This is a genomic window from Acrocarpospora macrocephala, from assembly GCF_009687865.1.
In the GTDB taxonomy this organism is placed as follows: Bacteria; Actinomycetota; Actinomycetes; order Streptosporangiales; family Streptosporangiaceae; genus Acrocarpospora; species Acrocarpospora macrocephala.
In genome coordinates this window covers 99,126-123,088 of the sequence record NZ_BLAE01000008.1, presented here as the reverse complement: position 1 = coordinate 123,088, position 23,963 = coordinate 99,126, and the positions used below count along the sequence as shown (strand labels likewise).

Here is a 23,963-nt window from a genome sequence, read left to right as displayed (position 1 = left end):
CCATGCACGAGAGCGTCGTGACAGCCGCCTTCGAACGCCGGGTAAGTCCAGGTACCGCCCTGTCCGAGGACGCAGACCGAATCCTGCACGCCTGCCGGGACATGGCGCTGCGATTCCAGCAGGGCGGAAAGCTGATCGTATTCGGCAACGGGGGATCCGCGACCGACGCCCAGCACGTCGCCGTCGAGTTCGTCCACCCCGTCATCGTCGGCAAACAGGCGCTTCCCGCCGTCTCACTGACCAACGACGTCGCGCTCGTGACGGGAATCGCCAGAACCGACGGGCTGGACGACATCTTCGCCGCCCAACTCCGGCTGCTGGCCGCCCCCGATGACATCGCCATCGGCATCTCCGCCGACGGCGTCTGCGCCAACGTGTCGCGCGGCCTGGACACGGCACGCGAGCTCGGCCTGCTCACCGTGGCGCTCACCGGCGAAAGCGAACGGGACACACCCGCCGTGGATCACCTGCTGGTCGCACGCTCCGCCGATCCGCTCATCGTCAAGGAGGTTCACGTGACTATCTACCACCTCCTCTGGGAGCTGGTGCACGTCTTCATCGAGCAACCCGACCCGGCGGCCGCCCGATGACCGGCGAAGACCGCCCCGAAATCTGCGTCACCTGCTCCGACGTCGCCCTGCCCCGCCGGGTGAACCGGCTGCTGCCCGACGGCCTCGCGATGGTGGACACCGAGTCCGGCCCGGAGGAGATCAGCGTGGCCCTGGTGGACGCCCGGCCCGGTGACATCGTGCTCGTTCACGCCAAGGAGGCCATCGCCGTACAACTTGAGGGGGAAGCCCATGAGTGAGCCCGGCGGCTTGGAGACCCTTTACCCCTTCCTGTACGCGGGCCTCGCCGAGCCAGACGAAACGCAGCTGCGCCGATCCACCGAGGACAAGATCGCCGAGATCGGCACGCTGCGCCGGTCGCTGGCCCACCTGCACGGAGAGCGGCTGGTCGCCTGCGCCCAGGCGATGGCCGCGGCCATCGACGGCGGCGCGCGGCTGTTCACCTTCGGTAACGGAGGCAGCAGCACCGACGCGCAGGACATCGCGCAGACGTTCGCCAATCCGCTGGCGGGGACGCGTCCGGTCGCGGCCATCTCCCTCGCTCAGGACGTGGCCGTGCTCACGGCATTGTCCAACGATGTCGGCTACGACCTGGTCTTCGCCCGGCAGCTCGCCGCCCTCGGCCGCCGCGGTGACATCGCGGTCGGCCTGTCCACCAGCGGCGGCTCGGCCAACGTCCTCAACGCCCTGGCGGAGGCACGCAGGCGGGGCATGCTCACGGTCGGTCTCGTCGGCTACGACGGCGGCACGATGGCGCGGGACGACCTGGCCGACCATCTGTTCGTCGTGCCGTCCACGTCGGTACACCGGATTCAGGAAGCGCAGATCACGCTTTATCACGTCCTGTGGGAGCTGACCGCACTCCGATGACCGGCGTGGAGCGCATCCGGGTCCGGGTCCATGGGCTGGTGCAGGGGGTCGGGTTCCGTCCTTTCGTGTGCGTACTCGCAGGCGAGCACGGCGTGGCTGGTTTCGTGGGCAACGACGCCGGAGGCGTGTTCATCGAGGCGGAAGGGCACCGGCCGGACCTGGACGGCTTCGTCGCCGCGCTGCGCCAGCAGGCCCCGCCGCTGGCGATCGTCGACCAGGTGACCGTCGAGGCGACGGATCCAACGGGGGAGACGGGGTTTCGTATCGTCGCCAGCGAAGGCGGCGCGCTTCGCGAAGCCCTGGTCGCGCCGGACACCGCGCCATGCGCCGACTGCCTGGCCGAGCTGGTCGACCCGGCCTGCCGCCGCTTCGGCCACCCGTTCACCAACTGTACGAACTGCGGACCGCGTTTCACCATCGTCACCGGAGTCCCCTACGACCGGCACACCACCACGATGGCCGACTTCGCCATGTGCGCCGCGTGCGAGCGCGAATACCGCGATCCCCAGGATCGGCGGTTCCACGCGCAGCCGGTCTGCTGCCCGTCCTGCGGCCCGGCCCTGCGCCTGCTCGGGGCGGATGGCCTCCCTGTGCCGGGAGATCCGATCACGACGGCGGTGACGTGGCTTCGCCAGGGTCGCATCCTGGCGGTCAAGGGACTCGGCGGCTATCACCTGGCCGTCCTCGCCGACCAGGCGCGAGCCGTCGACGTGCTGCGGGCCCGCAAACGCCGGGAGGTCCGTCCTTTCGCCGTGATGGCGCCCGATCTGGCCGCGGCCGGAGCGCTGGTCCACCTGCGGCCCGAGGCGGAACGGCTCCTCACCGGCATCCGCCGCCCCATCGTGCTGGCTCCCCGGCGCGAGAACGCCGCCATCGCCGAGGCGGTGGCCCCGGGCAGCCGCGACCTGGGGGTGATGCTGCCGCACACGCCGCTGCACCACCTACTGGCCGGGCAGACCGCCCGTCCGTTCGTGCTGACCAGCGGAAATCTCTCCGGCGAGCCGATCGCCTGCCACGACGAGGACGCCCTGCGCCGGTTGTCCTCCGTCGCCGACGGGTTCCTGCTGCACGACCGGCGCATCCACGTACGCGCCGACGACTCCCTCATCCGCGTCTACCGCGGCCGGGAGCTGCCGATCCGCCGTTCCCGTGGCTACGTGCCCGCGCCCATCACCGTGCCGTGGCCGTTCCCCCGCCCGGTGCTCGCCTGCGGAGCCGAACTGAAGAACACCTTCTGCGTCGCCAAGGGCGTCCAGGCGTTCGTCTCCCACCACATCGGCGACCTGGAGAACTACGAGACCCTGCGGTCCTTCACCGAAGGCATCGACCACTTCTGCAGAATTTTCGGGGTACGCCCCGCCGTGATCGCCCACGACCTGCACCCGGAGTACCTCTCCACCAAATACGCCATGGAACAGCACGAACCTGACCTGGTAGGCGTGCAACACCATCACGCCCACATCGCCTCCTGCCTAGCCGACAACGGGTACGCCGGCCAGGTGATCGGGGTGGCGTTCGACGGCCTCGGCTTCGGCACGGACGGCACCCTGTGGGGCGGCGAGCTCCTCATCGCCGACCTCACGACCTTTCACCGGGCCGGCCACCTGGAGGCGGTGCCGATGCCCGGCGGCGCGGCGGCGATCCGGCAGCCCTGGCGGATGGCGGCCGCCTTCCTCGACCGCGGCTACGGCGACGACGTCCCCGATCTCCCGGTGCGACGGCGGCACCACGACCGATGGGCGGCAGCCGTCGCGCTGGCACGAACCGGAACGAATTCTCCACTCACCTCCAGCGCCGGGCGGCTGTTCGACGCCGTCTCCGCGGTCGCCGGTATCCGCGATGTGATCACCTACGAGGGCCAGGCCGCGGCCGAACTGGAAGCCCGCGTGGATCCCGCCGAACAAGGCGCCTATCCGATGCGAGTGGACGACGGCGACCTGCTGGTCATGGCGGGCAGCGATCTGGTGCGCAGCGCCGCCGAGGACGTGCGATCCGGCGTCGCCGTGGAACGCATCGCCGCCCGGTTCCACAACGGGCTGGCCGCCGCCGTGGTCCGGGCGGTGCGATCACTGCGGGACCGTACCGGGCTGGAGACGGTCGCGCTGTCCGGCGGCGTTTTCCAGAACGTCATCCTGCTGGAACTGGTGGTGTCCGGACTGGAGCGACACGGCCTCCAGGTCCTGGTCCACTCCCGGGTGCCGCCGGGGGACGGCGGCATCTCCCTGGGCCAGGCGGTAGTCGCCGCGGCCCGCGACCGCCTCAGCAGATGCGCGGAAGCGGATCCCCGACCAGCACATCGACGATCCTCGTACCCCCGAAAGCCGTCTTGAGCAGCACCAGCCCCGCCGGATCCGCCTCAACCACCCCAACGACTGCGGCACCCTCACCAAGCGGATGCCCGCGCAGCGCCGCCACCGCGGCATCAGCGTGATCGCCGTCCACAACCGCCACGAACCTGCCCTCGCACGCGACGTACAGCGGATCCAGGCCGAGCAGTTCACAGGCCCCGGTCACGACCGGACGCACCGGTATCGCCGGTTCCTCGATCACGACGGACACCTGCGCGGCCTGGGCGACCTCGTTGAGCACGGTCGCCACCCCGCCGCGCGTGGCGTCGCGCAGCATGCGCACCGGAACGGCGTCGAGGAGCGTCGCGACGATGTCATGCAGGGCCGCGGTGTCGGAGGCGAGGTCCGCCTCGATGTCCAGCTCGCCCCGGGCGATCATGATCGTGATGCCGTGCTCGCCGATCGGCCCGGACACGATCACGGCGTCGCCGGGCCGTACCATCGGCTCGCCCAGGGTGATCTCCCGCTCCAGCACGCCGACCCCGGATGTGGTGACATAGCAGCCGTCTCCCCGGCCGCGCTGCACCACCTTGGTGTCCCCGGTCACGATGGTGACGCCCGCGTGCGCGGCCGCCGCCGCCATGGACGCGGTGATCCGGCGCAGGTCGGCGACGGGGAATCCCTCCTCCAGGATGAATCCCGCCGACAGGTAGAGCGGGCGCGCGCCGCACACCGCGAGATCGTTGACGGTCCCGTTCACCGCGAGGTCGCCGATGTCCCCGCCGGGGAAGAACAGGGGCGACACCACGTAGGAGTCGGTGGTGAAGACCAGCCGCCCGCCGTTGACGTCGAGGACCGCCCCATCGCCCAGCGGCTCGAGCGCGGGATTGCGGAAGGCGTCCACGAAGACGGCGTCGATCAGGGTCCGGGTCGCCTTGCCGCCCGCGCCGTGCGCCAGGGTGATCCGCTCCTCCCTGACCTTCGGCCTGCGGCGGCGGGCGCGTTCGATCCGCAGCAGCACCTGCTCCTCCCGGGACGGGTGCGCGGATCCGGGCTCGTGGGCGGCCTCGGCGATGGCCTGCTCGGCCCACGCGGCGGTCTGGTCGGCGGTCATGTACGGCTCGTCTCCTTGTGCCGGCTGCGGGTGAACCGGCCGAAGTTGTAGTACGCGGCGCAGGCCCCCTCCGAAGAGACCATGCACGTGCCGATCGGCGTCTCCGGCGTGCAGGCCGTCCCGAAGACCTTGCACTCCCACGGTTTCAGCACCCCTTTGAGCACCTCCCCGCACTGGCACGCCTTGGGGTCGGCCACCCGCACGCCCGGCACGTCGAAGAGCACTTCGGCGTCGTACGCGGCGTACGCCTCCCGCATCCGCAACGCCGACTGCGAAATGAACCCCAGCCCCCGCCATTCGAAGAACGGCCGCACCTCCATCACCCGGGAGATCACGTCCAGCGCCGTGCGGTTGCCATCCCAGGGCACCACCCGCGTGTACTGGTTCTCCACGTCGGCCCGGCCGTCCGCGAGCTGCCGGAGCAGCATGTGGATCGACTGCAGGATGTCCAGCGGCTCGAACCCGGCGCACACGAGCGGCTTGCCGTACTCGCGGGCGATGAACTCGTACGGCCGGCAGCCGATCACGGTCGAGACGTGGCCGGGCCCGATGAAGCCGTCCAGCCGCTGGTCCGGCGAGTCCAGGATCGCCTTGATGGCCGGAATGATGGTCACGTGGTTGCAGAAGACGAAGAAGTTGGAAAGACCTTCGGCGGCGGCCCGCAGCACGGTCATCGCGGTGGACGGCGCCGTCGTCTCGAAGCCGATGGCCATGAAGACGACCGTGCGATCCGGATTCATCCGGGCGATTTTCAGGGCGTCCAGCGGCGAATACACCATGCGGATGTCCGCCCCGGCCGCTTTCGCGTCCAGGAACGATCCCTGGCCGCCGGGCACGCGCATCATGTCCCCGAACGAGGTCATGATCACCCCCGGCCGGCGGGCGAGGTCGATGGCGTCGTCGACGCGTCCCATCGGGATCACGCACACCGGGCAGCCGGGGCCGTGCACCAGCGTCACGGCCTCCGGCAGGTAGTCCTCCAGCCCATGTTTGTAGATGGTGTGCGTGTGGCCCCCGCACACCTCCATGAACGTGTACTGCCGACCCGGTTCGCAGAGCTCCCGGATCTGCGACGCCAGCATTCTGGCCCTGCCCGCATCGCGATATTCATCGATGAACCGCACGTCGGTCGCCTTTCAGGTGATGTCTGATTCCGCGAGCGCTTCGAGCTCATCGGTATAGGCCTGCCCGAGACCGGTGAGCAGGGCCAGCGTGGCCGCCGCCTCCGCTTCGTCGATCTTGGACATGGCGAAGCCCACATGGACCAGCACCCAGTCGCCTGGGCGAACTCCCTGCTCGCCCAGCAGGCCGATGTTGATGGCCCGCCGGACGCCCACGACGTCGACCGTGGCCAGTTCGGTCGGTCCGGGAAGGAGTTCGACGATCTCGCCGGGAATGCCCAGGCACATCTTGCGTCACATTCTCTCGATCTTGATGTAGCGCTTCATCGCGGGCAGTTCCCGCCAGAACAGCGCGATCAGCAGCGCCCCGCCGAGCAGGGCCAGCATCTTCTTGTTCGGTCGCATGTCACACCTCCTCTCAGCCTGGCGGCAGGTTCGGCATGACCGGCAGGATGGGGTTCTCCTTCTTGGGCCGCACACCCGTGGACCGGCGCGCGTCGGCGGTGCCGTCCTTGTGGTGTCCTGCCTGGTAGCGGCGGGCGCGCCGCTGATTCCCCTGGCGTACGCCCTTGACGTGCGCGGTCGTGTCCGGCGCCACGTCGGGTTTGCCCACGCGGATTCCAGCCATATCGGTCCTCCCTTTCAGACAGGTAGTTCGGCGAAGAATCGGGCCAGCCGTGTCCAGAGTTCCTGGCCGCCGGACATGCCCTTCCACTCGCCGCGTACCAGCGCGACCAGGCGGTGGCAGTCGTCGATCGGAACCAGCCACCGTTCGTCCATGCCGCGTACGACGGCCACCAGGAACGCCTCCACCCCCGGCCGCATCGATCGCAGCGGCTCGTACTGGCCGGTGATGCGCGCCCACACGTCGGCGTCCAGCTCCCAGCGGGTGGCTCCCACCGGGCTCGGGTAGTGGGCCAGGACGACCCCGTCCGGGCGCAGCACGAAGAACGCCAAACCCACGGGAATGCCGAGGTCGGCCGGGCCGGTGAGCCGGATCCGGCGGTCGGGAACCAGCTGAAAGCGGCCCAGACTTGTCCCGCCGCGTTCGAACAGCAGCGCGCAGGCTCGGCACGCGCACAGCAGGTGTTCCTGCTGCTCCGCGTACAGGTGGGCGTGCGCGCCCGCCAGGGGAGCACCGCACAGCTCGCACGGCTCGGCGGCCCGCCGTTCCCGGACGACCTTCCTGTTGATCACCCGATCGAGCACGGTCACGTCCTCACCTCCGGTTTTCGCAGCAGCGCGTCCGTCGGGATGAACGTCTTCGTGTCGGCCGGCCCGGAACGGATCCCGTGCAGCGCGAACAGATGCGCCAGCAGCACGTCTCCCGCCAGAACCGTCTGAAGCTCGGGCTCCGCCCGCTCCATGACCCGGGCGAGCGCTTCGCCGTACACCTCGGCGAGCAGGGCGACGGCGTCGAGCGGCGTCTCCGCGGCCGTCGCCTCCAGCTCGGCGAGCAGTTCCTCCAGCACCTCCAGCCGGACGGCGACGGTCCGGTCGTCCAGGCGTTCACCCATGACCGGCCCCGAACATGGGCGAATGGAGCTTCTTCAGCGTGCGGCCCTTGCCGAGATACATGTGCACACCGCAGGGGAGGCACGGGTCGAAACTGCGCACCGCGCGCATGATGTCGACGCCCTTGAAGTCGTCCGGGCCGTTCTCCTCGAAGATCGGCATGCCCTGGACGGCGTCCTCGTACGGCCCCGGCGTGCCGAACTCGTCGCGCGGACTGGCGTTCCACGGCGTGGGCGGGTACGGGTGGTAGTTGGCGATCTTGCCGTCCCGGATGACCAGGTGGTGCGAGAGGATCCCGCGTACCGCCTCGTGGAAGCCGACGCCGATCGCCTCGTCCGGCACCTCGAAGTCCTGGAAGACCTTGGTGTCGCCGCCGCGCACCCGCCCGAGGGCCTGCTCGATGAAGTAGACGGCCATGGCGGCGGCGTACGCCACGAAGTACACCCGGGCCCTGTTCCGCTCGATCGCGTTCGACCAGGGCGGGATCTTCCACTCCAGCGTCGTCTCCGGCAGCTCGTCGCCCTTCGGCAGCGAGATCCGCACCGAGGAACCGGTCGACTTGACGTACGGGGTGTCCACGAGACCGGCCAGCGCCGTGCTGTACAACCGGGCGAACGGGCCGCCGCCGGTGTCCAGCGCCAGGTGGTCGCCGGTGCGCGGATCCAGCCAGCGCGGGCTCATCACCCAGCTGTAGTTGCCCTTGAAGTCACGCTTCTGCGGCGCGGGCAACGTCGTCTGGTTCCACGGGTGCCGCATGTCCACCGGATTGCCGAGCGGATCATGGGTGACGAACGGATCCTCGGCCACCCAGTCGTCGTAGAACGAACTGCCCAGATGGATGCGGATGCCCAGATTGATGTCGATGAGATTGGTCGTGATCAGCTTGCCGTCGACGATCACACCCGGGGTGACGTACATCGCCTTGCCCCACTCGTTCATCGACTCGTAGCGGTAGTCGACGACGTCGGGATCCTGGAACGCCCCCCAGCAGCCCAGCAGAACCCGGCGCCGGCCCACCTCCTCGTAGCCGGGCAGCGCCTCGTAGAAGAAGTTGAAGACGTCGTCGTTCAAGGCGACCGATTTCTTCACGAAATCCACGATGCCGAGCAACCGGGACAGGTAGTCGGTGAACACCGTCGGGGTGGGCATCGTGCCGACGCCGCCCGGATAGACGGCCGACGGGTGCACATGCCTGCCCTCCATCAGGCAGAACATCTCCCGGGTGGTACGGCTGACGCGCAGCGCCTCCTTGTAGATGTCCCCTTCGAACGGATTGAACGCCTCCATGATGTCCGCGATGGTGCGTTTGCCGTGGATGGCGGCGTTCGGCGCCTCGGTGGTCCTGGCTCGTTTCAGCAGGCCCGGGTTGGTGTCCTTGACCATCGCCTCGCAGAAGTCGACGAAGACGAGATTGTCCTGGAAGAGGGTGTGGTCGAACATGTACTCGGCCGCCTCGCCGAGATTGATGATCCATTCGGCGAGTTTGGGGGTCTTGATGCCGTAGGCCATGTTCTGCGCGTACACCGAGCAGGTGGTGTGGTTGTCCCCGCAGATGCCGCAGATCCGGCTGGTGATGAATCCCGCGTCCCGCGGATCCTTGCCCTTCATGAACACCGAGTAGCCACGGAACAGCGAGGACGTGCTGTGGCACTCCACGACCTCCCGGTTCGCGAAGTCGATCTTCGTGTAGATGCCGAGGTTCCCGATGATGCGGGTGATCGGATCCCACGACATCTCGACCAGCTTGCCGACCTCCTCGGTGGCTTCCTGCTCCATGACCATCCCCGTGCTCCTGTCTCTCCTGTTGCTGTCTAAGGACGCCAGTGCGGGTTGAATCCGCTGGTCAGAGCATCACGGTTGTGGCGCCACCGGGGCTCTCTGTTGGCCGTGTGATTGGTGATGCCGCGCATCCGCCGGATGAACGCGCCATACGGCTTGATCAGCATGGTGGACAGGCTGCCGCCCGGCGGCATGTCCATGAACGGCATGAACTTGTCGGGGAAGCCCGGCATCGTGCAGGCGATGCAGATACCGCCCACATTCGGGCAGCCCCCGACCCCGCCCATCCAGCCGCGCTTGGGCACGTTGCAGTTGACCACCGGGCCCCAGCAGCCGACCTTCACCTGGCATTTGGGCGAGTTGTAGTCCCGTGCGAAGTCGCCCTGCTCGTAGTAGGCGCCCCGGTCGCAGCCCTCGTGCACCGTCCGGCCGAACAGCCACTGCGGGCGCAGCATCTCGTCCAGCGGCGGCGGCGGTGCGCTGCCCGCGGCGTGGTAGAGCACCCAGGTCAGGGTCTCCATGAAGTTGTCGGGCTGGACCGGGCATCCGGGCACGTTGACGATCGGCAGTCCACCGGCCGACCGGAAATCCCAGCCCAGGTAGTCGGCGAGGCCCATGCATCCGGTCGGGTTGCCGGCCATGGCGTGGATGCCGCCGTACGTCGCGCAGGTTCCGATGGCCACCACCGCCCACGCCCGCGGGGCCAGCATGTCGATCCAGGTGTTCACCGGCATCGGCTCGCCGGTGACCGGGTCGTTGCCGAACGACGTCCAGTAACCGTCCCCGTTGATCTTCTCGTTGGGGACGGAACCCTCCATGACGAAGATGAAAGGCGCCAGATCCCCCCGCGCGGCCGCCCGGAACGGCGCCAGGAAGTCCTCGCCGCCCACGGTCGGCGAGAGCACCTTGTTGTGCAGGTGCACCTTCGGCAGCCCTGGGACCAGGCCGTTGACCACGTCCTCGATCGCGGGCTGCGAGGCCGCGGTCACCGAGACGGTGTCGCCGTCGCAGCTCATGCCCTCCGAGATCCACAGGATGTGCATCTCGTTGAATCCGGTCATGTCACACCTCCGTCAACTCTGTGCGCGAACGTGATCGCCTCCAGCTCGACCTCGGCTTCGCCCGTCACCTCGATGTCGACGCCGCCACACCGCGCGCAGGCGACCAGCGCCGACGCCTCCACGGCGGGCCCCTGGCCGCCGCAGCCCCGGCAGCGCACCGACAGCGGCTCGATCACCACCTCGACATCGGCGTCCTGGGCCGGCGTCCCGGCAGCCGCCACCCGGAAACCCTGATCGATGATGTCCGGATTGATCTCGTGCCCGCCGACGTGCCCGCCGACGCGGACCCGGACCGCGCTCACCCGCCGGCCATCGGCCCGGTCCAGAACCACCTGAACGATCGCGTCGCACAATCCCGTCTCATGCATCAGCACACTCCACGTCCGCTTGTCGGGCCAGATCTGCCACCAGCCGGACCGCGTCGTCAACGGCGGCGGCAACCGGGGCGGACAGGCCCATACCTTCGTCGATCACCGCGGGCCGGCAGCCCACGATCAGCACCCGCCGCACCCCGCCGCCCAAGTTCCGCAACAGCTCGAGTACGGCCTGCGGATGCATGCCATGCCCGTTCACCGGCACCGGTCCCGCGACGACGGCATCCGCGTCATCGACCTCGAGAACGGCCAGGGTGCCCGGCGGGCCCTCGATGGGCACGGCATCCACCATGATCAAGGTGTCGTGCCGGCCGTTGAGCAGCTCGTACGCCAGATGCACGCCGCGGATGCCGTAATCGACGACGTCGACGCGGGACGGGAGGGCGGACGCGTCAATCCGGTTGACCACCTCGACGCCGAAGCCGTCATCGCCCAGGAAGACGTTGCCGATACCCGCGACGAGAACCCGGCCGCTCATGCCGGTTCTCCGTCGGGCAAGGGTTCTGCCTCGTCCGGGGCGAAGTAGCGGAAACGGCCGTACCACTGGTGCAGGTCGGCGCCGGGGTCGTCCTCCAGGGTTACGGCGAGGTGGTGAGCGCCGTCCACGTCCAGCAGTACGGCTTCGACTCTGGCCGCCCTGCCGTCGAGGAACATGTCCTGGGGGTCGCTTCCGCGGAGGCGGGGGCGAAGGCGTACCCGGCTGCCGCGCCGCACCAGGGTGTCGCCGACCATGACGCTGTTGATCTCCGGAGCGACGGCGGCGTCCGCTTCCGGACTCCACCACGAGACCTGGGCTCCGCGAACCGGATCGCCGGCAGCGGGTTCGCGAGCCGGATCGACGGCCTGGCGCGCGGAAGACGCGGGCACTGGCAGGCGTGTGGTTCCATGCAGGCGTGCCAGCACGTCCGGCGGCATCGCCTCGACCCGGTCGAGGATCGCGGCGGCGCGGGGGTCGGTGGCCCGTGCCTCCCGCTTTTCGGCCTCGGTCAGTGTCAGCGTCCGCAGCGACAGGATCTCGTCGATCTCGGCCGAGTCGTGCAGATCGCCTGGGCTTTCCGGGGCGATCCTCGGGTGGTCGTAGAGCAGGATGGGCGAGGACAGGACCACCTCGCTGTCCTTCTCGGCGCCGGCCAGCACCGGGAAGGTCCGCACGTTCGCGCAGGCGCTCGCGGCGGCCTCCGCTCCCACCGGGGGCTCCAGCAGCGAGACGAAACAGCCGCCAGGCACAGCCAGCAGCACGTGCGAGGCGATCAGCGACGCGCGCAGCGCCTCATCCCGCGAGGCGTCCGGCGTGGCCGTCTGCCCGGTGTTCTCGACATGGACCCGCAGCCTGAACAGGGAGGTATCGCAGGCGACCATCGACAGGGTGAGCGACGCCCGCAGCGGCCACGCCTCCCACCGCAACCGCCCGCCCTCGGCAAGCGGTTCCACGTCCACGCCGCCCGGCATCCGAACCTCGAACCGCTTCTCGCCGGTCAGCAGTTCACCAATGGGCACGTGGACGTCGAACTCGCGGGCGACCGCCTCGTCAAAGCTCAGTGCCGTACCCGCCTGATCGACCGCACGATATGTGCCATCGGGAAGACTTTCCTCCACCGACCTGTGCCGCAGTTGCAGAAACCGCAGCCGGCAGTGAACCAGGACATCCTTCGACGCCCTGACCAGGCACTCGGTCTGCTGCCACCACGACTCGGCCGAACCCGCCACGCCCGCGCGCACGTCGGCCAGCCCGTTCGCCTTCGCCCACGGCTCCGGCAGCAGCACCCCGAACTGCCAGCGCACCCGGTTCTTCACCGAGGAACGCCGGTACGGATACAGCAGGTAGCCCTCGTACAGAATCGCGTCGGCGACCGCCTGGGCACCCTGGAATCCAGGGACCGCGTCGATGCGTTCGACAGCCACGACCGCCCCTTTCTCCCGCGCGCGTACCGGTCCTCACCACGCTCGCGAGCCGCGGCGCTCTTCCTGATATAACGACGCGGTCACGGCGGGCGTAAGTGGAATTCGTCCCTAGGTGACGGCCGCATTTAGTTCCGGTCGCGTCAGGTAGATCCAGCCTCTCGGCACGCGTACACGCGTGGGCGCAGGAATTTCACCGGGTCACCACGCGACGTCAGCGGCCCCTCGGTCCAGGTCAGCCCATCAAGATTTACCCTGGCCTTTAGGCTCGCGCTCGGCCGGCGGAACCAGTGGCGGTGCCCTCGGATGAACCAGCCTTTGGGTCGATGTGCCGGGCGCCTGAGCATGCCTAGCCTTTGGCCCGTGCATCTCATCACGCGTGCCGGGCCACGCTCACGGATCATCGGGCGGCTGAGTCCGAGGCGCCTGGATGGGCTGGCCGCGCTCGGGTGCGGGGTCGTTGCGTTCGCGCTACTCGATCCCGGTATCGGAATCGGGCGGCGGATAGCGGGGGTGGCCGTGCTGGTGCTGCCGATCGCATGGCGACGCTGGCGGCCGGTCGTCGCCTTCGCGATCGCGGTGGCCGGGCTGGCTGCGGTTGAGCTGGCCGCGCGCGAGATGCTCGCATTGGGGTTCGTGTCGGTGGCATGCGTGCTGTACACGGTGGCGGCCATGTGCCGTACGCGCACCGCCTTCGTCGCCCTGGGAGTGGCACTGGCCGCCGCGGTGGCGAGCGGGATTCCTGCCTTCCCGCGCCTGGTCGGGGCTCCGGTGATGTCAGTGCTGCTGTTCACCACCGTGTGGAGCGTCGGGTACGCCGTGGGCGCACATCGCCGCCATCTTGCGCAGGCGCTGCGTCATCAGGCCGTTCTAGCCAGGCAGCGAGTGATGGCCGAGCGGATGCGCATCGCCCGCGAACTGCACGATGTGGTCGCGCACGGCATGAGCGTGGTCACCGTGCAGGCAGGCTTGGCCGCTCTGGTACTCGACGACAGGCCGCAGGAGACACGTGACGCGCTCACGGCCATCGAGACCACGAGCCGCCAGTGCCTGGCCGAGATGCGGAGGCTCCTGGGCGTGCTACGCGTGGAAGACCAGGGCGATCCACCGGGAACGGCGCCCGCCCCAGGGCTGGCCGACCTCGACCGGCTCCTGGCACAGAGCGCCGGGGCAGGCGTCCGGGTAGATCTTTCTGTCACCGGCCGACGCCATGCGCTGCCCGCAGGGATCGACCTGGCGGCCTATCGGATCGTCCAGGAGGCGCTGACCAACGTGGTCAAACACGCGGCCACCGATTCGGCGAGGGTGAACGTGCACTACAGAGCCGACGAGGTGGCCATCGAGATCACCGATGACGGCCAGGGCGGCCGGGCGGCCAGGCCGCACCGGGGTCACGGGCTGGCCGGAATGCGGGAGCGCGTACACCTGTACGACGGCACATTCGATGCGGCACCCCGCCCCGAAGGTGGTTTCCGCGTCAGCGCCACCCTGCCCATCCCTTCCACGGAGCACCTGGGATGACCGTCCGAGTAGTGGTCGCCGACGACGAGACCCTGCTGCGGGCGGGACTGTGCGGCATCATCGGCACCGCCCCGGACCTGACTGTCGTCGGCGAGGCCGCGAACGGCCTGGAGGCAGTGCGTCTCGTACGCACACGAGCACCACACGTGGTGCTCATGGACATCAGGATGCCCGATTTGGACGGCCTGGAAGCCACCCGCCTGATCACCGCCTCCAGCGACGCCAAAGTGGTCATTTTGACCACCTTCGACCTGGACGAGTACGTCTACGTGGCGCTGCGCGGCGGCGCCAGCGGTTTCCTGGTCAAGGACACCCCCGCGCAGGACCTGCTGACGGCGATCCGGGTCGTGGCAGCCGGCCAGGCACTACTGTCTCCCAGCGTCACCCGACGATTGATCACGAAGTTCGCCCAGCGCGACCACTCCGCACTTCCGCACGACATCACCGAACGCGAGCGGCAGGTACTCACTCTCATCGCCGAGGGCTTGACCAACAGCGAGATCGCCGAGCGGCTGCACATCGGCCCAGGCACGGCCAAAACCCACGTCAGACACCTGCTGGCCAAACTCGACGCCCGCGACCGCGTCCACCTAGTGATCATCGCCTACCGCAGCGGCCTGGTACCGCTGAGCTGATCCCGACATCAGCCGAAAGGCTGAGCCAGACGGCACCGGATGAGCCCATGGGCAGACGATCAACGACCACAGCCGTCGGCACTCTGGAGGCGTTGCGATCCATCACCGAAGGAGCCTCTGTGATCTTCTCGCGAACAACGTTCGCCGTCATCCTCTCCCTCGCCTCACCAACCGCAGCGACCGGCGCACCCGCCCAGGAGGCAACGCCCGTGACCACACCGGTCACCCTGGCCGCAGCCCAGCCCACCTCGGCACCCCGGCTGACCCTGCCCGCGCCGACGGGCCCTCATCCGCTCGGCACCATCTCCATGCACCTGGTCGATCACACACGCAAGGACCCACTGTCAGGCGGCCGCGCCCGCGAACTGATGATCAGCCTGACCTACCCCGCCAGCAAAACCACCGGATACCCAACCGCACCCTGGCTCACCCCCAAGGCCGCCGCCCAGTACCTACGCCAACAGGGCTTACCACCCAACGCCGTACAACTGCCCCGCACTCACGCCCACGAAGGCGCCCCCGCCGACCGCCGACGGGGCCAACTACCGGTGGTGCTGTACTCACCGGGCAACGACTCCTTCCGCTCGGCCAACACCGTGGTAGTCGAGGAACTGGCCAGCCGCGGCTACGCGGTAGTCACCATCGACCACACCCACGACGGCACAGTCGAATTCCCCGACGGCCAAGTGGTAACCCCAACTCCCGACAGCCACGGCACACTGATCTACCAGCAACGCATCGCCGACACCCATTTCGTCCTCAACCAACTCGCACTACTGCAGCGGGGCACCAACCCCGACGCCGAACACCGCAAACTCCCCACAGGCCTACGCGGCCTACTCGACCTACAACGAATCGGCATGTTCGGCTACTCAGCAGGCGGCGCCACGGTCGCCTCCGCCATGTTCGAGAACCCCAAGATTAAGGCGGGGCTGGCCATGGACGGCCCAGTGGCGGGACCCGTCGTAAACAGCGGCCTGACACGGCCGTACATGCTGATGACCGCCACCAAGGCGGTACGCGAGCGGGACCCTGACCTGGCCAGATTCTGGTCGAACCTCAAGGGCTGGAAGCTCAACATCAAAACGACGGGCGTCGAGCACGCCTCCTACAGCGACCTGGAAGTGATCGTCCCACAACTAGCCTCACTACTGAACTGGACACCCGCTCAGCTCGCCGAGCAGATCGGAACGCTCGACCCCACGCGGGCTGAAGCCGTTCAGCGAACCTACCCGCTGGCCTTCTTCGATCTACACCTACGCGGCAAAGGCCACCTGCTGAACAGACCATCGCCAAAGTTCCCCGAGGTCACCTTCATCCCCTAACGGCCAACCTTGGTGGCAAATGGTGGGCAAACAACCACCGAACTGGTGGCCCTCTCACCCCATACGGTTCTGGTCTTGCCCTTCGTGATCATCCCGGAGCGGGAGCGCCCCCGCCGGAGTCATGCTCTTTCTACGTCCGCGCACGATCAGCCAGAGGATCCACGCTTGGAGTAGTCCGGCGGCGGGGAACAGGAAACGAGAGATCTCTGGGGCGGGGAGCGGGAGCAAGAGCAAGATCTGAGAGGCCGGAGAGGTGACCGCGAACAGCCATATCGCCTCCAGGCCTTGGCTCCCTGGCTGGCGCGTGCTGATCTCGACGTAGATGGTCACGCCGACAACGATCAGCGCATAGGGTCCGGCGATGGCCAGGGCGAAGCGCCCCCGGTCGTATCGGGAGATATAGCGAATCATGGTCCGTACTGGTCGCATGATTCCGAGCCTGGTGTGCTTAGGGTGCGACGTCTTGAGTACCGATACTCAGATGAAGGCTCACGCTGAGGGCGGCGGCGCGGTGCCGGAGTCGGTGGGTGCGCCGTCGCCTTGATGCTCGTGTACGGGCTCCGCCGTGGCGAGGCGCTCGGACTGCGCTGGATGGACGTTCCGATCGGCCAGACACCCAGGTACTCATCGACCAGCACGAACCGTTCAGCACTGTGGTCCACGATCGACTCGGTCTCACCCCCACGAGATACCCGGTAGCCACTACCTGATGCTGAGCCGCCCCGCCGACCGCCTGGAATTCTTTCGCGGAGCCTGATCGGGCTAATGGCGGGTGCGGCCCACGTAATTACCGACGATGAGACCGGCCAGCATTTCGGTGTTCAGCGCTTCCACGGCGTGGCGCCTTTCGTTGTCGATCCCCGAACGGGATCGCCTGGATGAACACCTCACCGCCGGCCGGTCTCAGCTGTCAGAACTTAAGATTCCAGGTGTCCAGGTACCCGAAGTTGTCGGGCCAGAGATCCTGGACGTCGAGCCGCCAGTTCCCGTTCCTGGCGGTCTCGTTCACGTTGACGTTGAGCGTGGCCGAGATCGCCTCAGGCGAGGCGTTGGGGGTGGAGACGGGCGGCCCCTCGGTCCGCAGCCGGTAGCGGGTGCCGTCCGGGGCGACCAGGTCGATGCGAATGTCGTCTGGACGGGTGTGGAAAACGGTGTACGACACGTGGAGCGGCTGGACATAGCCGACTCCGGCGCACCCCGTCACGTTGATCGGGGACATGGTGCCCGGACCGACGTCCGGGATCGTGATGTTGTTGGCGTTAGTGCCGGACAGGACGCAGGTGGACAGCGGCTGCGCCTGCCATGAAGTGTGGAGGAGGTCGCCGGTCGTCTGCACCACGGGATCGGTTTCCGCCGGGATCGGCGGCTGCGGGTCGTAGGGCTCATCCGGTTCGCCGATGGAGCCCCTGTGCGAGTTGTGCTTGAGAGCGAGCGCGATCGCACTGGGGGTGGCGTTCGGGTGAGTCACCAGCAGGCGCGCGACGGCCCCGGACACGTGCGGCGCGGCCATCGACGTGCCGCTGATGGTGTTGGTGGCGGTGTTGCTGCCGATCCAGGCCGACTTCACGTCCACGCCGGGGGCGTTGATGTCGACACCGTTCCCGAAGTTCGAGAAGTGCGCGCGGAGGTCGTCTTTGTCGCTCGCGGCGACGGTGATGGCTTCGGCCACGCGCGCGGGCGAGTAACCGTTCTCATTGCACAGTAAACCGCCACCGTTGACGTTACATCCGAGGTTCCCCGCCGCGACGACGAAGGGCAGGCCGGAAGCCACCGCGCCGCGGACCGCCTCGTCCATCGACTGGCTCGCGGGACCGCCCAGGCTCATGTTCACGACGGCGGGTCTGATGGCGTTCGCGGTTACCCAGTCGATGCCGGCGAGGACACCTTCATACGTCCCCGCGCCCTCGCAGTCCAGCACGCGGATGCCTACGACCGACGCGTTCTTGGCGACCCCGTAGGTGGCTCCTGCGATCGTTGCGGCGACGTGCGTACCGTGCCCGTGACAGTCGTTGCCGTTCCTGCCATCCCCGACGAAGTCCTGCGGGGTGGTCGCGCGGCCACCGAACTCGGCATGAGTTACCCGGATGCCGGTGTCGAGGACATACGAGCGGACTCCGGATCCGGTGTACCCGCTGACGTAGTTGTACTTGGAGTCGCGGGTCTTGCTTCTCTTGTCGATCCGGTCGAGACCCCAGGGCGGGTTCTGCTGGACGATCTCGGTTTCGGGACCGGCGGCTATGCTGATCTTTCTGTTCTGCTCGACGTAGGAGACCGCGGGATCGGCGGCGAGGCGCTCGGCGTCCGCCTCGGACATGGTGACGGAGAAACCCTGGAGAGCATGGCCGTACGTGCGCGCGACCTGCCCGCCGTACTGGCTCGCCAGGCTTTCCCCTACCGCCCGGACACCGGCACCGCCCCGCTCAAGATCCTTGAGCACGACGATGTAGCTTCCTTCGATGGTGCCCGGTGCGCCTGCGTTGAGCACCTCACCGCCGACTGCCAGCGCAGCCGACGGCATGGATAACAACCCCAGGAGCGGGGAAACCGCCACGACACCGGCAGCCACCGCCCGGAGTCCGCTCCTTTTCGTTAGCCGCATAACGGACTTTCCGTATTGTGCTATCCATTGAACATAATTCATGGCGACGTCGCCGGTCGCGGCGTGGCTGGGGCCGGACATGGCGCCGACCGATGCCGCCGACGCGACGGCGAGCATCGGCAGGCTCAGTAGATTGTTCTTGACGGTACGCATCGTGTGCCCTAGAGCCGGATTCCGTGATCTACCTGCGGTCTAGCGTTAGAGGCCCACCTCCGACGCATGTCGAACCGCCCCTCAGAGCCCCCTCAGCTTTGCTTCTTCCGTTCTAGTGGTCGTCGCAACACCCCACAGGAGATGCGATGGACTTCGAGATCCGGGAGGGCCTCGCCGCCGTCGCCACCGAGTTGAACTCCAGACCACGAAAGACGCTTGGCTGGGATACCCCAGCCAAGCGTCTCGCTATGCTCCTTGCCGCGAACGCCTGATCAGTTGTTGCGAGGCTCGGGCCGTTGCAGCTTGCTTCCTGACAAGGTGCCCCGGATGTGAGGAACCCTGCCATGGGTGCCGGAACGCCGTGGTGCGGTGGCGCTAGGACCGGACATAGACGCTGGCCGCAGTGAAGGGAACCAGCTCTGGAGGGAGTCTTCGGTGTTCTAGCTGTCCAAGGTGAGCTGCAGGGTAACGGTGGTGCCGCCACGCTGGACGGTCACCGGATAGGTGGTGCCGGCCCGCTTTTGGTCCAGAAACGTGTCCAGATCGTTGACGGTCGGGGTTGGAGTTCCCGCAATGCCGGTAATGACGTCACCTGGTTGCAGCCCCGATACGTCGGCCTTGCTGCCGGGGTCGACGGAGATTACGCGGACGCCGCCGCCCGGGGGGCTGGTGTTCCTGAGGTTGGCCGCCACAACAGCCTGGACGCCGGGCTTGAAGTTCACGGTGAGCGGCTGGGTGTCGCCGTCGAGGGTGAAGGTGCCGCTGAACTGGCCGCCTGCCAGTGGCACGTTGGCGTTGGCGTCAGCGACCACCTCTACATCGTAGGGATAGAGGAAGTCCCACGTGTTGACATTGAACGTGCCGGTGGCTGACTTGCCGTCGGGAGCGATGGTGACCGGGCAGGCCCAGCTGCAGCGCAGGTTCAGGGCGGTGATGCGGGTGTAGGGCGGAGCTTGGACGGTCACTGTGCTCTGGTGGTAGCGGCGCTTGCCGTCCGGCGGATAGGTGACGGTTTGCGGAGGGCCGGGCACGTCCAGATCGGGGACGTTCTGCTGCGGAGGCAGAGACCGGGCCTGCTGTGCGATCAAGGTCGCTGAACTCTCGGCGGCGGAGACGCCTCCGGCTGTAAGCAGGGCGGCGCCCACCGCGAGCAAAATGCACACCCGCACGCTCCTGCGGACTATCCCGGAGCCTACCCCGCAAGGTGCATCAACTGATTGTGTAAGCATGATTACAAAGAGTAGATGGATGGGGGTATGGCAGCGGGTAGGCAGGGCCGCCGCAGAGCAGATTTCGATCAGCTCACATAAGAGCTACTCGGGCAGGACAACTTCCGAGATTGCGCAGCAGCACCACGGATGATCTTCCCTCACCACGGCGCTCCAACGGCGGCTGGCCGACAATGGTTCGGCTCAAAGCATCAAGATCGAGCCCTGGCCGGTTCTTCCCGTATCTCGGCTGGACCCGAACACCAGACGCTCGGCTGGGGTATCCCAGCCGAGCGTCTCGCTATGGTACTTGCTGCCAACAACTGATCAGTTTGTTGCGACGGCCCTCGAGTGCACCCTTGGACAGGAAGGGGCTTGTGACGGGTCGGCCCGTTGCTCAAAGGACACGTCCGCTGTCGTCAACAGCTGTACCTTGAAGCTGTACGGACATGAAAAGAGGCCAGTCCCGAGATGGGATATGGCCTCTGACCTGCGGTGGGGCTACCAGGACTTGAACCTGGGACCTCTTCCTTATCAGGGAAGCGCTCTAACCGTCTGAGCTATAGCCCCCAGCCACGCTCAAAACCCGTAGGTCTTGGCTGGACGAGGAAAAGCTTACCGTGTCCGAGGGGTTCCTCGCACCGTCGTTCCCGTACGGCCACGCTCGGCCGGTGGCCGTACAGGAACGAAGGTCACTCGGCTTCGCTGAAGGTGACTTCGACGCCGCCGACCAGGTCGGCGGAGAGGTTGTAGATGACGGCGCCCAGCGTGGCCAGGGCTGTGATCAGAACCACGTTGATCGCGCCAAGCAGGGCCGTGTAGCCCAGGATGCGCACCGGCTCGAACCAGCTGGCCACGTCGAAGGACGGCGTCGCGCCCTCGCCGACGGTCAGCTGGTTGACGGCTTTGACGATCTCGTCGAAGACGCCCATGGCGGACAGCACGCCGTACAGCACGGCGACCGCGACGAACAGGACTACGAAGCAGACCAGGGAGACGACGAAGCTGAACTTCATCGCGGACCAGGGTTCTACCCGGCGGAGGACGAGGTGGGCCTTCCGGGGGGCGCGGATGGCCGGTTTCCGGTCTTCTGCCGGTTGGGTTTTGAGCATCGGCCGGTCGGCCGGTGTGGTCAGGTCGGCGGCCGTGCCGACGGACGGGACGGCGGGGGGGCGCGGGTTGGTTTCGTTCAGGTCGGGCGCGGCGGGCGACCACGGCTTCGGGTCCGGGCCCGATGTGCGGATGCGAACCGTGGAGTCGTCCGGCTTCGGCTCCTCGGCGGGACGAGACTCCGGCCCCTCGTCTTCGATCCGCTCGGACACCCCGTCACGCATCGAGAAAGTCATCGGCTTGGCGGCCGAGCCCTTCTTTGTTCTGGCGCTGGCGCTCCCCGAGTTCGTCATTCCTCGTCTCCTGCCCCATTCTCCACTGTCTCCAAAGCTTCGGCTGCCGCCAAGGTTTCGGCATTCCGGGCGAGGGCCACGACGCTGTCGCCTTCGGCAAGATTCATCAGCCGAACCCCCATGGTCTGGCGTCCGGACTGCTTGATCTCGCCGGCGCTGGTACGGATCACTCCACCGGCTGAGGTGATCGCGAAGACTTCGTCTTCGGGTCTCACCATGACCGCTCCAACCAGCTTGCCACGGGCGCTCACGATTTTCGCGGTCAGCACGCCCTTGCCGCCCCGACCTTGAAGCGGATAGTGGTCGACCGGGGTCCGCTTCGCATACCCACCCTCGGTCGCGATAAGCACGTCGTCGCCGTGGCTCATCACATTCATGGCGAGCAGTTCGTCCCCGTCGATGAACCGCATGCCGATGACACCGCTGGTGGCGCGGCCCATGGGGCGCAGCGCCTCGTCGGAGGCGGTGAAGCGGATCGACTGCGCGCCCTTGGAGACGAGCAGCAGATCATCCTCCTCGGAGATGAGTCTGGCGGCGATCACCTCGTCATCTTCGCGCAGGTTGATCGCGATCAGGCCACCAGAGCGCGGCGAGTCGTATTCGGAAAGTCTGGTCTTCTTGACCAGGCCGCTGCGGGTGGCCAGCACGAGGTAGGGAGCGACCTCGTAGTCGCGGAGGTCGAGGATCTCCGCGACGTGCTCGTCGGGCTGCATGGCGAGCAGGTTGGCCAGGTGCTGCCCGCGCGCGTCGCGGCCGGAATCGGGCAGCTCATACGCCTTGACCCGATACACCCGGCCCTTGTTGGTGAAGGCCAGCAGCCAGTGGTGGGTGGTGGTGACGAAGAAGTGCTCGACGATGTCGTCCTGGCGCAGCTGGGCGCCGCGGACACCCTTGCCGCCGCGCTTCTGCGCCCGGTAGAGGTCGGTGTTGGTGCGCTTGGCATACCCACCGCGGGTGATCGTGACGACCATGTCCTCTTCGGCGATCAGGTCCTCGATGGACATGTCGCCCTCGTAGGCGATGATCTCGGTCTTCCGGTCGTCGCCATACCGCGTGATGATCTCGCCGAGTTCGTCGGCCACGATGCTGCGCTGGCGGCTGGGGGAGGCGAGGATGTCCCGGTAGTCGATGATCTGCGCCATCAGGTTCTCGTACTCATCCTGGATCTGCTGGCGTTCCAGGGCGGCGAGCTTGCGCAGCTGCATGTCCAGGATGGCCTGGGCCTGGATCTCGTCGATCTCCAGCATGCTCATCAGGCCCTGCTGGGCGGCCGAGGCCGAGGGCGACTGGCGGATGAGCGCGATCACTTCGTCGAGCCGGTCCAGGGCCTTGAGCAGGGCCCGCAGGATGTGCGCGCGCTCCTCGGCCTTGCGCAGCAGGAAGCGGGTGCGCCGGACGACGACTTCGATCTGGTGGCCGATGTAGTACTTGACGAACTGGTCCAGGCGGAGCGTGCGCGGCACGCCGTCGACCAGGGCCAGCATGTTGGCGCCGAAGGTGGTCTGCAGCTGGGTGTGCTTGTACAGGTTGTTGAGCACGACCTTGGCGACCGCGTCGCGCTTGAGCACGACGACGAGGCGCTGGCCGACCCGGGAGGAGGATTCGTCCCGGACGTCGGCGATGCCGGTGACCTTGCCCTCTTTGACGAGCTCGGCGATGGACAGCGCGAGGTTGTCGGGGTTGACCTGGTACGGCAGCTCGGTGATGACCAGGCACTGCCGCGCCTTGTTGTCCTCCTCGACCTCCACCACGGCCCGCATGGTGATCGACCCGCGCCCGGTCCGGTACGCCTCGTCGATGCCGCGCTTGCCGACGATCAACGCGCCGGTGGGGAAGTCGGGGCCCTTGACCCGGGCGATGAGGGCTTCGAGCAGCTCCTCCTCGGTGGCGTCCGGGTGCTGGAGCGCCCACTGCACGGCCGCGCCGACCTCGCGCAGGTTGTGCGGCGGGATGTTGGTGGCCATCCCGACCGCGATCCCGGCCGAGCCGTTGACCAGCAGGTTCGGGAACCGCGACGGCAGCACGACGGGCTCCTGGGAGCGGCCGTCGTAGTTGGGCTGGAAGTCGACGGTCTCCTTGTCGATGTCCCGGAGCATCTCCATGGCGATCGGCGCGAGCTTGCACTCGGTGTATCGCATGGCGGCGGGCATGTCGTTGCCCGGAGAGCCGAAGTTGCCCTGGCCGTCGACCAGCGGGTAGCGCAGCGACCAGGGCTGCGCGAGCCGTACCAGAGTGTCGTAGATCGAGGTGTCGCCGTGGGGGTGGTAGGAGCCCATGACGTCGCCGACGACCCGGGAGCACTTGAAGTAGCCGCGGTCGGGGCGGTAACCGCCGTCGAACATCGCGTACAGCACCCGCCGGTGCACGGGCTTGAGCCCGTCCCGCACGTCCGGCAGCGCGCGCGACACGATGACCGACATCGCGTAGTCCATGTAGCTGCGCTGCATCTCGGACTGGATGTCCACCGGCTCGATACGATCGGCCGGCGGGCCCGGAGGCAGGTTCACTTCCGTCACGTCAATCCTTTTC

At 67.7% G+C, this 23,963-nt stretch carries 25 protein-coding genes and 1 tRNA gene; 8 read left to right on the top strand and 18 right to left on the bottom strand.

The genetic code is table 11. From position 1 onward, the window contains the following. The first annotated feature begins 2 nt into the window (after positions 1-2). Genes Amac_RS07535 through hypF form a run of 4 tightly spaced genes read left to right on the top strand, consistent with a single transcriptional unit; the run spans position 3 to position 3,769 of the window. Positions 3-590 (top strand): D-sedoheptulose-7-phosphate isomerase, encoded by a 588-nt coding sequence (locus Amac_RS07535; RefSeq protein ID WP_155353583.1) that lies wholly within the window; start codon positions 3-5, stop codon positions 588-590. Beyond that, the gene (locus Amac_RS07530) at positions 587-808 is read left to right on the top strand and encodes a HypC/HybG/HupF family hydrogenase formation chaperone (protein ID WP_155353582.1); all 222 of its coding nucleotides are present in this window, start codon (positions 587-589) and stop codon (positions 806-808) included. The genes Amac_RS07535 and Amac_RS07530 overlap by 4 nt, the downstream gene beginning before the upstream one ends. Further along, on the top strand, positions 801-1,439 hold the full coding sequence (locus Amac_RS07525) for a D-sedoheptulose-7-phosphate isomerase (protein WP_155353581.1): 639 nt from the start codon (positions 801-803) through the stop codon (positions 1,437-1,439). Before Amac_RS07530 ends, Amac_RS07525 begins: the two co-directional genes overlap by 8 nt. After that, on the top strand, positions 1,436-3,769 hold the full coding sequence (gene hypF / locus Amac_RS07520; RefSeq protein WP_174900146.1) for a carbamoyltransferase HypF: 2,334 nt from the start codon (positions 1,436-1,438) through the stop codon (positions 3,767-3,769). The genes Amac_RS07525 and hypF overlap by 4 nt, the downstream gene beginning before the upstream one ends. Here the strand turns inward: hypF and hypE are convergent. The 12 genes from hypE to Amac_RS07465 are packed head-to-tail and all read right to left on the bottom strand — an operon-like array spanning position 3,699 to position 12,593. Continuing rightward, the gene (gene hypE, locus Amac_RS07515) at positions 3,699-4,841 is read right to left on the bottom strand and encodes a hydrogenase expression/formation protein HypE (RefSeq protein WP_155353580.1); all 1,143 of its coding nucleotides are present in this window, start codon (positions 4,839-4,841) and stop codon (positions 3,699-3,701) included. The genes hypF and hypE overlap by 71 nt on opposite strands. Further along, a complete protein-coding gene (gene hypD / locus Amac_RS07510) occupies positions 4,838-5,965 on the bottom strand; it encodes a hydrogenase formation protein HypD (RefSeq protein ID WP_155353579.1) in 1,128 nt (375 codons plus the stop codon). Before hypD ends, hypE begins: the two co-directional genes overlap by 4 nt. Positions 5,966-5,977: 12 nt before the next feature. After that, on the bottom strand, positions 5,978-6,250 hold the full coding sequence (locus Amac_RS07505) for a HypC/HybG/HupF family hydrogenase formation chaperone (protein WP_155353578.1): 273 nt from the start codon (positions 6,248-6,250) through the stop codon (positions 5,978-5,980). 6 nt (positions 6,251-6,256) lie between these two features. Beyond that, positions 6,257-6,367: a DUF6893 family small protein gene (locus Amac_RS57855; protein WP_373869807.1), complete on the bottom strand. Its 111-nt coding sequence runs from the start codon at positions 6,365-6,367 to the stop codon at positions 6,257-6,259. 13 nt (positions 6,368-6,380) lie between these two features. Further along, positions 6,381-6,590, bottom strand: coding sequence for a hypothetical protein (locus Amac_RS07500; RefSeq protein WP_155353577.1), 210 nt, complete (start codon positions 6,588-6,590; stop codon positions 6,381-6,383). Positions 6,591-6,604: 14 nt separating this feature from the next. Next, the gene (locus Amac_RS07495; RefSeq protein ID WP_155353576.1) at positions 6,605-7,177 is read right to left on the bottom strand and encodes a DUF5947 family protein; all 573 of its coding nucleotides are present in this window, start codon (positions 7,175-7,177) and stop codon (positions 6,605-6,607) included. Then, complete coding sequence (locus tag Amac_RS07490) at positions 7,174-7,479, bottom strand: NifU-related iron-sulfur-binding protein (RefSeq protein WP_155353575.1); 306 nt, start codon at positions 7,477-7,479, stop codon at positions 7,174-7,176. Before Amac_RS07490 ends, Amac_RS07495 begins: the two co-directional genes overlap by 4 nt. Beyond that, entirely contained in the window at positions 7,472-9,259 is a 1,788-nt protein-coding gene (locus Amac_RS07485) for a nickel-dependent hydrogenase large subunit (protein ID WP_155353574.1), read from the bottom strand. The genes Amac_RS07490 and Amac_RS07485 overlap by 8 nt, the downstream gene beginning before the upstream one ends. 29 nt (positions 9,260-9,288) lie before the next feature. After that, the gene (locus Amac_RS07480) at positions 9,289-10,317 is read right to left on the bottom strand and encodes an NADH-quinone oxidoreductase subunit B family protein (protein WP_155353573.1); all 1,029 of its coding nucleotides are present in this window, start codon (positions 10,315-10,317) and stop codon (positions 9,289-9,291) included. Continuing rightward, on the bottom strand, positions 10,314-10,685 hold the full coding sequence (locus Amac_RS07475) for a hydrogenase maturation nickel metallochaperone HypA (protein WP_155353572.1): 372 nt from the start codon (positions 10,683-10,685) through the stop codon (positions 10,314-10,316). Before Amac_RS07475 ends, Amac_RS07480 begins: the two co-directional genes overlap by 4 nt. Further along, positions 10,678-11,169: a hydrogenase maturation protease gene (locus Amac_RS07470; RefSeq protein WP_155353571.1), complete on the bottom strand. Its 492-nt coding sequence runs from the start codon at positions 11,167-11,169 to the stop codon at positions 10,678-10,680. The genes Amac_RS07475 and Amac_RS07470 overlap by 8 nt, the downstream gene beginning before the upstream one ends. Continuing rightward, positions 11,166-12,593, bottom strand: coding sequence for a hypothetical protein (locus Amac_RS07465; protein ID WP_155353570.1), 1,428 nt, complete (start codon positions 12,591-12,593; stop codon positions 11,166-11,168). Before Amac_RS07465 ends, Amac_RS07470 begins: the two co-directional genes overlap by 4 nt. A 360-nt stretch (positions 12,594-12,953) precedes the next feature. Between Amac_RS07465 and Amac_RS07460 the strand changes: the two genes are divergently transcribed. The 3 genes from Amac_RS07460 (at position 12,954) to Amac_RS07450 (ending at position 16,071) form a co-directional block, all read left to right on the top strand. Then, the gene (locus Amac_RS07460) at positions 12,954-14,111 is read left to right on the top strand and encodes a sensor histidine kinase (protein WP_170322370.1); all 1,158 of its coding nucleotides are present in this window, start codon (positions 12,954-12,956) and stop codon (positions 14,109-14,111) included. Continuing rightward, complete coding sequence (locus Amac_RS07455; protein ID WP_155353568.1) at positions 14,108-14,746, top strand: response regulator; 639 nt, start codon at positions 14,108-14,110, stop codon at positions 14,744-14,746. Before Amac_RS07460 ends, Amac_RS07455 begins: the two co-directional genes overlap by 4 nt. A 119-nt stretch (positions 14,747-14,865) precedes the next feature. Then, positions 14,866-16,071, top strand: a complete 1,206-nt coding sequence (locus Amac_RS07450; protein WP_218040920.1) for an alpha/beta hydrolase family protein — start codon at positions 14,866-14,868, stop codon at positions 16,069-16,071. 54 nt (positions 16,072-16,125) lie between these two features. Here the strand turns inward: Amac_RS07450 and Amac_RS07445 are convergent, their stop codons facing one another. Then, positions 16,126-16,500 (bottom strand): SCO4225 family membrane protein, encoded by a 375-nt coding sequence (locus tag Amac_RS07445; protein ID WP_155353566.1) that lies wholly within the window; start codon positions 16,498-16,500, stop codon positions 16,126-16,128. Positions 16,501-16,981: 481 nt separating this feature from the next. Continuing rightward, on the bottom strand, positions 16,982-18,637 hold the full coding sequence (locus tag Amac_RS07440; protein WP_170322369.1) for a S8 family peptidase: 1,656 nt from the start codon (positions 18,635-18,637) through the stop codon (positions 16,982-16,984). Between the two features lie 332 nt (positions 18,638-18,969). Here Amac_RS07440 and Amac_RS57195 point away from each other — a divergent pair, with 332 nt between their 5' ends. Next, a complete protein-coding gene (locus tag Amac_RS57195; protein ID WP_281356256.1) occupies positions 18,970-19,095 on the top strand; it encodes a hypothetical protein in 126 nt (41 codons plus the stop codon). Between the two features lie 168 nt (positions 19,096-19,263). Here the strand turns inward: Amac_RS57195 and Amac_RS07435 are convergent, their stop codons facing one another. The 4 genes from Amac_RS07435 to gyrA form a co-directional block, all read right to left on the bottom strand. Beyond that, on the bottom strand, positions 19,264-19,986 hold the full coding sequence (locus Amac_RS07435) for a PDZ domain-containing protein (protein WP_218040919.1): 723 nt from the start codon (positions 19,984-19,986) through the stop codon (positions 19,264-19,266). Between the two features lie 541 nt (positions 19,987-20,527). Continuing rightward, positions 20,528-20,601: transfer RNA gene (locus tag Amac_RS07430), tRNA-Ile, on the bottom strand. Between the two features lie 122 nt (positions 20,602-20,723). Beyond that, positions 20,724-21,434: a DUF3566 domain-containing protein gene (locus Amac_RS55905; protein ID WP_246268137.1), complete on the bottom strand. Its 711-nt coding sequence runs from the start codon at positions 21,432-21,434 to the stop codon at positions 20,724-20,726. Further along, on the bottom strand, positions 21,431-23,950 hold the full coding sequence (gyrA, locus tag Amac_RS07420; protein ID WP_155353564.1) for a DNA gyrase subunit A: 2,520 nt from the start codon (positions 23,948-23,950) through the stop codon (positions 21,431-21,433). The genes Amac_RS55905 and gyrA overlap by 4 nt, the downstream gene beginning before the upstream one ends. Between the last annotated feature and the right edge of the window lie 13 nt (positions 23,951-23,963).

Excerpts from the sequence above, each read along its gene's own strand:
- hypF (WP_174900146.1), top strand. The coding sequence starts at position 1,436 with ATGACCGGCGTGGAGCGCATCCGGGTCCGGGTCCATGGGCTGGTGCAG.
- Amac_RS07475 (WP_155353572.1), bottom strand. The coding sequence starts at position 10,685 with ATGCATGAGACGGGATTGTGCGACGCGATCGTTCAGGTGGTTCTGGAC.
- Amac_RS55905 (WP_246268137.1), bottom strand. The coding sequence starts at position 21,434 with ATGACGAACTCGGGGAGCGCCAGCGCCAGAACAAAGAAGGGCTCGGCC.
- Amac_RS07530 (WP_155353582.1), top strand. The coding sequence starts at position 587 with ATGACCGGCGAAGACCGCCCCGAAATCTGCGTCACCTGCTCCGACGTC.
- Amac_RS07470 (WP_155353571.1), bottom strand. The coding sequence starts at position 11,169 with ATGAGCGGCCGGGTTCTCGTCGCGGGTATCGGCAACGTCTTCCTGGGC.
- Amac_RS07480 (WP_155353573.1), bottom strand. The coding sequence starts at position 10,317 with ATGACCGGATTCAACGAGATGCACATCCTGTGGATCTCGGAGGGCATG.
- hypE (WP_155353580.1), bottom strand. The coding sequence starts at position 4,841 with ATGACCGCCGACCAGACCGCCGCGTGGGCCGAGCAGGCCATCGCCGAG.
- Amac_RS07525 (WP_155353581.1), top strand. The coding sequence starts at position 801 with ATGAGTGAGCCCGGCGGCTTGGAGACCCTTTACCCCTTCCTGTACGCG.
- Amac_RS57855 (WP_373869807.1), bottom strand. The coding sequence starts at position 6,367 with ATGCGACCGAACAAGAAGATGCTGGCCCTGCTCGGCGGGGCGCTGCTG.
- Amac_RS07505 (WP_155353578.1), bottom strand. The coding sequence starts at position 6,250 with ATGTGCCTGGGCATTCCCGGCGAGATCGTCGAACTCCTTCCCGGACCG.
- Amac_RS07485 (WP_155353574.1), bottom strand. The coding sequence starts at position 9,259 with ATGGTCATGGAGCAGGAAGCCACCGAGGAGGTCGGCAAGCTGGTCGAG.
- Amac_RS07445 (WP_155353566.1), bottom strand. The coding sequence starts at position 16,500 with ATGCGACCAGTACGGACCATGATTCGCTATATCTCCCGATACGACCGG.
- Amac_RS07490 (WP_155353575.1), bottom strand. The coding sequence starts at position 7,479 with ATGGGTGAACGCCTGGACGACCGGACCGTCGCCGTCCGGCTGGAGGTG.
- Amac_RS07500 (WP_155353577.1), bottom strand. The coding sequence starts at position 6,590 with ATGGCTGGAATCCGCGTGGGCAAACCCGACGTGGCGCCGGACACGACC.
- Amac_RS07535 (WP_155353583.1), top strand. The coding sequence starts at position 3 with ATGCACGAGAGCGTCGTGACAGCCGCCTTCGAACGCCGGGTAAGTCCA.
- Amac_RS57195 (WP_281356256.1), top strand. The coding sequence starts at position 18,970 with ATGGACTTCGAGATCCGGGAGGGCCTCGCCGCCGTCGCCACCGAGTTG.
- Amac_RS07455 (WP_155353568.1), top strand. The coding sequence starts at position 14,108 with ATGACCGTCCGAGTAGTGGTCGCCGACGACGAGACCCTGCTGCGGGCG.